Source organism: Blautia sp. HCP3S3_G3 (genome assembly GCF_052063365.1).
GTDB lineage: Bacteria > Bacillota > Clostridia > Lachnospirales > Lachnospiraceae > Blautia_A.
The window spans coordinates 1-584 of the sequence record NZ_JBQHXR010000076.1; the positions used below are offsets into that span (position 1 = coordinate 1).

Annotated in this window: 1 protein-coding gene; it reads right to left on the reverse strand. The window is 49.7% G+C overall.

Annotation, left to right across the window (positions count from 1 at the left end):
- The coding region (locus ACTNEW_RS16340; RefSeq protein ID WP_441062866.1) for a formate--tetrahydrofolate ligase at positions 1-584 on the reverse strand (584 nt) is incomplete at both ends.

Genomic DNA, 584 nt, shown 5'->3' on the forward strand with positions numbered 1-584 from the left:
ATGCGGCCAAGTCTTTCTTTCAGGTCGTTGATGTCACTTGCAAGACAGAGAACTGCCATGATCTCGGATGCAACAGTGATGTCATAACCGTCTTCACGAGGCATACCGTTGGTTCTTCCGCCAAGGCCGTCTACTACATTACGGAGCTGACGGTCGTTCATGTCCACACATCTTCTCCATGTGATCTTTCTCGGGTCGATGTTCAGTGCATTGCCCTGGAAGATATGGTTGTCGATCATGGCTGCCAGAAGGTTGTTGGCTGCGCCGATTGCATGGAAGTCACCGGTAAAATGCAGGTTGATATCTTCCATCGGAACTACCTGTGCGTATCCGCCGCCTGCAGCTCCGCCCTTTACGCCGAATACTGGTCCAAGGGACGGCTCACGAAGAGCTACCATAACTTTTTTGCCCAGTTTCTGCATACCATCTGCAAGACCTACCGTTGTGGTGGTTTTTCCTTCACCAGCAGGAGTCGGGTTGATCGCGGTAACGAGGATCAGTTTTCCGTTTTCCTTATCGGTTTCTTTCAGAAGATTGTAGTCGATTTTTGCTTTGTACTTTCCGTACTGCTCCAGATATTTGTC